Source organism: Acidovorax sp. KNOB132 (genome assembly GCF_057541515.1).
Genome location: NZ_BAAJYT010000186.1, coordinates 1 through 7,330 on the forward strand (window position 1 = coordinate 1; position 7,330 = coordinate 7,330).

A 7,330-nucleotide genomic window follows, 5' to 3' on the forward strand; every position below is an offset into this window, starting at 1 on the left:
TGGCGAGCCTGCGCGAAGCTCTACTCAATTTGATGATAGAGGGTATGCCTAACAGCTATTCAGTTCAAATTAACAGTCGAGGGACATTGCCCAGTCCAAAAAATGTCAAAAGAGCAATTGATTACATGGAGGCCCATGCAACAGAGCCCTTGCGCCTGGCGGAAATCGCATTTGCTTCCGGCTCGAGTGTTAGGTCATTACAGAGCGGCTTCATGCAATTTAAAGGGATGTCACCCATGGAATATTTAAGGATGATTCGACTTTCCGGGGTGAAGGCTGAAATTGCCTCGGGGCCCAGCGATAAGAAAATTTCTGACATTGCGTACTCTTGGGGGTTTGTTCATCTGTCTTCCTTTGCAGCTTTCTACCAGAAAGCCTTTGGGGAAACGCCCTCGGAAACACGGCGACGCGTAGCAGGGCAATAACTTTGAGAAAGCATGCTGGACCCATGCTTCTCGAATAATGCATAGTTGCTGGTCTTATCGAAGAGCCAATGAACGTGTGTAATTTCCTTCTGGGAACTGGAAAACGGAGACAGCGCTCACCAATTCTTGAGCTTGGGCGCTGAGGCTACCGGCTGCCGCTGCCATCTCTTCTACAAGTGCCGCATTTTGCTGAGTGACTTGATCCATTTGTATGACGGCCTCGCTGACTTGGGAAACTCCGGCGCTTTGTTCGACGCTGGCTGCTGTGATGTCGCCTATGAGGTTCGTCACGGTCTGGATAGATGAAACAACACTTTCCATCATGACGCCCGCTTCGTCTACCAATGCCCGTCCACGTTGCACCCTCTCGTCACTGGTTGAAATCAGCACTTTGATCTCCTTGGCAGCGATCGATGAACGGCTGGCTAAATTTCTTACCTCACTTGCGACAACTGCAAACCCCCGGCCTTGCTCTCCAGCTCTGGCAGCCTCCACAGCTGCATTGAGCGCGAGAATATTGGTTTGAAAAGCGATAGCCTCGATCACATTAATAATATCGGCTACGTTTTTAGAACTTGTATTTATATCGGCCATAGTTTCAGTCACTTTGCTGAATACTATATTGCCTTTATTTGCAATTTCGCTTGCTCGTCGTGACAGGTTATTTGCCTTGATTGCCGTGTCTGCATTCTGTTTAACGGTAGCGCTTAATTGCTCCATCGATGCTGCCGTTTCTTGAAGTGCGGAAGCCTGCTCTTCGGTGCGCTGGCTCAGGTCGTTATTCCCTTGTGCTATTTGGATAGAGGCTGATGCCACAGAGCCTGCACTGCGACGCACGCCGCTTACTATGCCAATCAAGCTGTTTTGCATTTCCTTCAGGGCAAACATCAATACCCCGACCTCGTCCTTTGAGGTTACGTGCACTTCGTCAGTCAAGTCACTGCGTGCTACCTTCTGGGTCACTGAAACCGCGTGCCTAATGGGAGTTGTTATGCTCCGAGTTACTACCCAAGCCAAAATTCCTCCGAGCAGAATTGCCAGTGTGGAAATTGTGAGCAGCGTGCTCACTGCCTTCGCCTGTTCTGAATTCAGTTGCTCTACGCTCTGCTGATTTTGCTCTTCCTGAAGTTGGATCATTCTGTCAATGGAGTTGAACCATTTGTCCTGTGGAGTTTGAACATTGGCCATCAGGTGTTGTGCAGCTTCCTGGCGCTTGCCCGAATCAATTAATCCAACCACCGTATTTATTTCAGGCATCGTGGAGATTCGACCTTGTTCAATCTCTTCAGCAAGGGTTTTACCGAGATTTGTGTATATCAATCCAACCAAGGCTGAATTACTCACCTCATAAGATGCCAATGCTTTAGCAATACGCTCTTTTTGCGCACTGGTTTGCTCGGGCTGGTCGTAAAGAATAAGGTTTCTAATCGCTCTTGCAATAATATTCATATTGCCTCGCATTGAATATGCGCTAGCAATTTTGGCGTTGTTCCCTGATGTTATTTCTTTCATCTCGGCATGCGTCGTATTTAACGATGCCCAGCTCATCAAGGCCTGCATAACTAAAAGCAGAAGAATAATTGCGAAGCAAAGGTAGAGTTTTGTACCTATCCTGAGATTTTTAAGAAGCATCGTGCGGTCCATGAGATTTGGTTTGTATTTTTGCTTCTGTCGCAGGTCCGGTTAACTGGTGACTTGGGCTATGCCCGTTTACCGCCTAACCCTGGTGCCCCTGATGAATAAGATCACCAACAGTCGCTGGTAACATTTTGTTCCAACTCATGCAAAGACGATGTCATGATTGCGCATCGATTAGCAGTATTGCGCGGACTTTTAATGCTAGATAACTTTTGAGATCTAACGCTATGCTAGCGATGGAGGCTTATTGAGAGCGATGCGTTATTGGGTTGTGATGTTTTTAGTATGACGCTCCTCTTTTTTTACTTTTATTAGATGGCATATGTAGGATATTTTGGAATCGTGGTGCTGCCGAAATAATTACTCTTCAGCGATTTATTTCTCGGAATAGGCGCAAGAAGACAGGGGTGGCTCAGGCATGAATCTGGGAGCGCCCCTTGAAGGTGACGAATGGATTGGCGAGGCAGTGTGCTGCGTTCGACCATGCAGAGCGCCATGGCTTTCAATGTGATAGCTACGCCGTATCCAACCTACGCTGAAACTGATGTCTCTTTGCCTTGAGGGCTGGCCAAAGCCGGGCATGTTGGACTGGAGCTAGTGCTGCTCAGGGGGGCGAATGTTGCGCCCGGCCTGAAGGGTCCTTCAGACTTGCTGCGCCAATGCATTCAATGTGTTGTGAACCTGGCGGGTTCTGTGCGGAAGCGCGTCATAGACCACGCAGTGCCTGCCAGCCCTCGGGCGCCTGCCATTGCGCAAGCCACTGCGGCAGTTCGCTGGAAGGCATGGGCCGGGCAATGCAGTAGCCCTGTGCGAGCGCGCAGCCCATCTGCAGCAGCATCTGGCCCTGTTCAACGGTTTCCACACCTTCCGCCACGATCGAATAGCCGAACGAGCGGGCCAGGCCGATCACGCCCTGCACGATGGCCAGGTCGCCCGAGTCGGTCATCATTCCGTGCACGAAGCTCTGGTCCAGCTTGAGCGTGTCCATGGGCAGCCGGCGCAGGTACGACAGCGATGAGTAGCCGGTGCCGAAGTCGTCCAGCGACACGGTCACGCCCAGGTCGCGCAACTGTTGCAGTTGCAGTGCCACGTGGCCGATGTCGTACAGCGCGGCGCTTTCGGTGATTTCCATGTCCAGCAGGGCAGGGGGCACGTCCGGGCGCCGCGCCAGCCGCTGGGCCAGCCAGTCGGCGAAGCCGTCCTGCTGCAGGTGCTGGGCCGAGATGTTGACGCTCACCGGCAGGCGCAGCCCGGCCTGCAGCAGCGCGGCGATGCAGTCCAGCGCCGCGTCCACGACCCATTCGCCGAACTGTATTTCGAGTTCGGTACCGTCCATCAGGTGCAGGAAGGCGCCGGGCGCCAGCGTGCCGCGCTGCGGGTGGTGCCAGCGTGCCAGCGCTTCGGCGCCGACCACGGTGCCCTGGCGCATGTCCACCTTGGGCTGCAGGAAGAGCGCGAACTCGCCCGCGGCGATGGCATCGCGCACCTTCTCGCCTTGTTCGCGGTGGCTTTGCAGGGCACGCTCCTGGGCGGCGTCGAAGGCATGGAAGCGGTTGCGGCCTGACTGCTTGGCCGCGTACATGGCCTGGTCGGCGTGGCGCAGCAGCGCGTCGGCGTCGGCATCATCGTCGGGGTAGAGGGTGTAGCCGACGCTGGCCGTCACGGTGACTGCCGCGCGCTCGGCGCCCAGCGTGTAGGGCGCCGCGACGCTTTCCATCACCCGGCGCAGCAGGCGCTCGCCGTCAGCGCGTGTTGCCAGGTCGGGCAGCAGGATGACGAATTCGTCGCCGCCCAACCGTGCCACACAGTCCACCGGGCGCAGCGCCCGGGTGAGGCGGCCGGCCACGATCACCAGCAGGCGGTCGCCCGCGTCATGGCCGAGCCGGTCGTTCACGGGCTTGAAGCCGTCCAGGTCAAGGTAAGCCACGCCCAGCAATTGGCCCCGCTCGCGCGCCCGCGCCATGACCTGCTGCAGCCGCGTGGCCAGCAGCACCCGGTTGGGCAGGCCGGTGAGCGCATCGAAATGGGCGAGCTTTTGCAGCAGCTCTTCCTGCACGCGCTGGCTGCTCACGTCGATGCCCACGCCCAGCATGCGCTGCGGCCGGCCGGCCTCGTCGTAGTCCACGATCTTGCCCAGGTTGCGCACCCAGCGGCCGGGCCCCTGGGGCAGCGCGATCTGCCAGGTGGCGTCGAACGGCGTGGCGGGGTGGGCGGTGTGGCGCGCCAGCTCAGTGGTCACTGCCTCGATGTCGGCGGGCGCCATGCCGGCGGTCCAGTGCACGGGCAAAGCGTCGCCGGCGGCGGGCGGCAGGCCCTGCAGGTCGCGCCAGCGGCGGTCGCCGGTGAGCGATCCGGTCTGCAGGTTCCAGTCCCACAGTCCGATGGAGGCGGCCGAGATGGTCAGCGACAGCAGCGCCTCGCGCTCGCGCACCTGGTCTTCCATGCGCTTGCGCTCGGTGATGTCGTGCCCCGAAAACAGCCAGGCCTGCACGCCGTCGATCTCGGTGGCGTGCATGGACTGCAGCACCGTGCGCAAGCCGTCGTGGCGCGTGCGCATGGTGATTTCCACGCCGTTGACGGCGATGCGGTCCTGCACGGATTCCACCAGCGCCGCACGCACCTGCGGGGTGATGATGCCCAGCTCGACGGCGGTGCGGCCGATGGCCTCGTCCCGGGGAATGCCCAGCAGGGCCTCCCAGGCGGGGTTGACGTCGATGTAGGCGCCATCCTCGCGGCGCGACAGGCCCATGGGGTAGGGCATGAGGCGGAACACGCGGGCGAAGCGGTCCTCGGACTGGCTCAGCCGCTCGCTGGCACGCCGTGATTCGTCGATGTCCTGGATCACGCCGCGCACGCGGGTGACGTGTCCGTTTTCCAGCACGGGCTCGGCGGTGGCGGTCACCCAGATGTGCCGGCCGTCGTCGGCCCGCTGGATCTGCACCTGCATGCTCCATTCGGCCCGGTCCACGATGCATTGCCGAAAGCGCTCGCGCAGGGCTTCGCGAAAGGGCGGCACCACGAACCGCTCCAGGTAGTCGGTGCGCGGCAGCGGCGCGTCGGGCGGCAGGCCGTGGATGTCGTACGAGACATCGGACCAGTACACCAGCCCCTCCCCGACGATGTGCTCCCACGCGCCCATGCGGGCCATGCGGCCGGCCTGCTGCAGCAGGCGGTTGGCGTCCATCAGCCGGGCGCGGCTGTGTTCCTCGGCCGTCATGTCGTGGAACACGAAGACGATGCATTCCTGGCCCGACACCGTCACGGGCCGCGCCGACATCAGCCCGGGAATGGGCCGCTTGCCGCGCTGCGCCACCATCGGCATGCGGTCCACGTAGCCGTCGCGGCGGTGCAGCGCCACCATCTGCGCGCGCTGCTCGGGATGGGCCCAGATGTCCAGTTCGGTCGAGGTGCGGCCCACCGCCTGTTCGCGGGTGTAGCCCAGCAGCTCGGTGAAGGCCTCGTTCACATCCAGGTAGCAGCCGTCGGACAGGCGCGTCACGCCGGCGGGGTCGGGCAGCATCTGGTAGATGGTGGTGTACTTGACCTCCGACAGCCGCAGCGCCTCCTGCATCTCGTGCAGCGAGGTCACATCGAGGTCCATGCCCACCAGGCGCAGCGGCCGGCCGTGCGCGTCACGCTCGGCCACCTGCCCCCGGGCGATCACCCAGCGCCAGCGGCCATGGATGTCCTGCATGCGGAATTCGGCATTGAAGCTGTCTTCGTGCCCCTCCATCGCGCGCTGCAGGTAGGTGGCCAGGCGGGCGGCGTCGTCCGGGTGGCGGCGTTCGTTCCAGCGCTGCCAGTCGCTCGCGTCGCGCGCGGCTGCGCCAGCGCCACGGCGGGTGTCCCGGTCTTCCAGCCCGAAGGCCTGGTAGAAGCTGCCGCGGTAGGAAAACCGGCGTTGGGGCACATCCCACTCCCAGCGGCCGCCGCCGGTGGCATCCAGGGCCATGAGCAGTTCCTGCTCCTGCTGGCGCAGCGTCTGCAGTGCCCGGGCCCGGCCGCACAGCAGCTGCGTGCCCCCACCCAGGATCAAGAAGCCCATGCCATAGCGCCAGGGCAACTGCTGCAGCCAGGGCATCAGGTCGCCCTCCAGCAGGAAGCCCGCCGGCCCTTCGCGCCAGAACAGCATGCACGGCGGCAGGCAGGCGGCCACGGCGACGATCACCACCCACAGGTTCAGGCCCGTCGCCTGCCGCACCCCGCGCCACAGCAGGCCGATGGCGAACACGGCGCCGATCGCGCCCAGCCCGGCAGGCAGCGGCCCGGCCGACAGCCACCAGAAGCCGACGGCCGTGACCCCGGCCGCCAGCGCCCCGGCCAGCGGGCCGAACATCACCGTGCACACTGCCGTCACCGTGGGATGGGGCAATTCGGCATACAGGGGGTCGAACGCCCGGGTGAACACCATGATCAGCACGGAGGCCAGGCCCCCGATCAGCCCGGCCTGCACCCGCGTGCGCCGCGATGGCTGCAGCAGTTCCGCGCCGGGCAACAGCGCCAGCACCGCGATCAGCAGAAGGTGCAGCCCGCCGAGGAAGAAGATTTCATAGCCCATCGTGCGGCGCCGAAGGGAGAACACCTTGGCGGCCCATGGCACGGACCCGGACAGGACAATCCATGCGGAAGTGGGGCGCGAGGGGCATGGGCCGAGTTTAGAACGGGTTCATGACCATGGCAGAGCAGCGCCCGCAGGAAAGTGGGCGGCCGGGCGCCTCTCTCGGGGTTTTCCGGAAGGCGGACGTCACGGGGCCGATGGGGCATGCGCGGGTGCGCGGGCGCCCCCCGCCGGCCTTTGCGGTTCGTCAGCCCGCGCCGGTGCGGCGCCGCGGCCCGATCAGCCCGGTGGACAGCATCGTGCCGCACACGATCACCAGCCCGCAGCCCACCATCCACGGCGTGACGGCCTCGTGCAGGAACACCGCGCCGTAGAACACCGCGAACACCGGCGCCAGGAAGGTCACCGCCAGCGCCCGGCTGGGCCCGGCATGGGCGATCAGGCGAAAGTACAGGATGTAGGCGATGCCGGTGCACAGCACGGCCAGCGCCACCACCGCGGCCCAGGCGCGCAGGCCGGGCGCCTGCGCGGGCCAGAACCAGATCGCCGGCAGCGCCAGGCCCAGAGTCGCGCCCAGCTGGCTGCCCGTGGCCGTGGCCAGCGGCGGAATGCCCGTGAGGTAGCGGCGCGCGAAGGCTCGCGGCCACCGCGTAGCACGACGAGGCCAGCAGGCAGGCCCCGAGCGCCCAGCCGGCGTGCCCCGTCTTCA

General features: G+C 62.4%; 3 protein-coding genes and 1 pseudogene. 1 reads left to right on the forward strand and 3 read right to left on the reverse strand.

Annotated features, from left to right (window positions below):
* Nucleotides 1-425 (forward strand): helix-turn-helix transcriptional regulator (locus AC27IO_RS18180; protein ID WP_498740036.1); only part of this gene is annotated, 425 nt, incomplete at its 5' end.
* A 54-nt stretch (nt 426-479) separates the two neighbouring features.
* Here AC27IO_RS18180 and AC27IO_RS18185 read toward each other — a convergent pair.
* The 3 genes and pseudogenes from AC27IO_RS18185 to AC27IO_RS18195 all read right to left on the reverse strand — a co-directional run.
* On the reverse strand, nt 480-2,069 hold the full coding sequence (locus AC27IO_RS18185; RefSeq protein ID WP_498740037.1) for a methyl-accepting chemotaxis protein: 1,590 nt from the start codon (nt 2,067-2,069) through the stop codon (nt 480-482).
* A gap of 700 nt (nt 2,070-2,769) precedes the next feature.
* On the reverse strand, nt 2,770-6,621 hold the full coding sequence (locus AC27IO_RS18190) for an EAL domain-containing protein (RefSeq protein WP_498740039.1): 3,852 nt from the start codon (nt 6,619-6,621) through the stop codon (nt 2,770-2,772).
* Between the two features lie 247 nt (nt 6,622-6,868).
* Nucleotides 6,869-7,330: pseudogene (locus AC27IO_RS18195) on the reverse strand (DMT family transporter); the annotation flags it as partial.

Bases quoted from the DNA above. Each gene is read 5' to 3' on its own strand.
- AC27IO_RS18190 (WP_498740039.1), bottom strand. From the start codon at position 6,621: ATGGGCTATGAAATCTTCTTCCTCGGCGGGCTGCACCTTCTGCTGATC.
- AC27IO_RS18185 (WP_498740037.1), bottom strand. From the start codon at position 2,069: ATGGACCGCACGATGCTTCTTAAAAATCTCAGGATAGGTACAAAACTC.